Annotated in this window: 1 protein-coding gene; it reads right to left on the bottom strand. The window is 54.9% G+C overall.

All coding sequences use genetic code 11. The annotated features are described in order from the left end of the window. Positions 1 to 684: 684 nt before the first annotated feature. Positions 685 to 765 (bottom strand): DUF1840 family protein (locus tag AWB74_RS49000; RefSeq protein WP_143749564.1); only part of this gene is annotated, 81 nt, incomplete at its 5' end.

A 765-nucleotide genomic window follows, 5' to 3' on the forward strand; every position in this document is an offset into this window, starting at 1 on the left:
ATCAGGAAATCTCCTACGGTGTCGGCCATCACGACTCCTCGTTCTGTGCAAATGCTGTACAACGACCACGGATTGCGTCTATATGGGGCGGATAATCAATACTCGCTTCGCGAAACTTGGCAATAGGCAACCGTAGCGTGCGCAATCGTAGTGCCTGTCGCTTATTCGTAAGTATGTCGAAAGATTTAGTCGGCGCCGAGTCCACCTCGATTCCTTTATCGCACGTGATGTGAGCGAAAAAATCAGGTCATCGATATTTGCGTGAACCGTATCCGTCCGTGCCGCGCAATGCGCTTAATTCTTATTTCGAACTCAACCAACGTGACGCTATGGATACCTTATGTTTGCATGGACGCAAGTTTGGCCCGTGAGGACGCGATCCGTGCGCCGACGCGGCATGGCATAGGTGATGGGGCCACTCTCCTCTCTTCAGGGTCGGTACTTCCCTCAATGCGTGAGCCATGGGCAACGAGGCTCGGGCAGTCCTCGTGGTCCACGACGCTACGACACACCGAGCGCACAAGCGAGCGCTAGCGGTCGATCGGCGAACAGGCCCAGGTTGACGAGAGACGTTGCTTCGCCTCCCTTTCCAGAATTGCATACCGGCAACGAACGCATCACCGTCTTTGAGGGGGAAGGCTTAATTGGGACGTCGCCGCGTGTATCAATCGTGTTATTTGACCGCTACAGTCCCCATAGTACGGCAGCGTCTTGCAGTTCAGCCTGTCGCAGCATATCGAGAAACGGAAGTGCGCGGTGTCGAAG

The organism is Caballeronia arvi, assembly GCF_001544695.2.
Taxonomy (GTDB): domain Bacteria; phylum Pseudomonadota; class Gammaproteobacteria; order Burkholderiales; family Burkholderiaceae; genus Caballeronia; species Caballeronia arvi.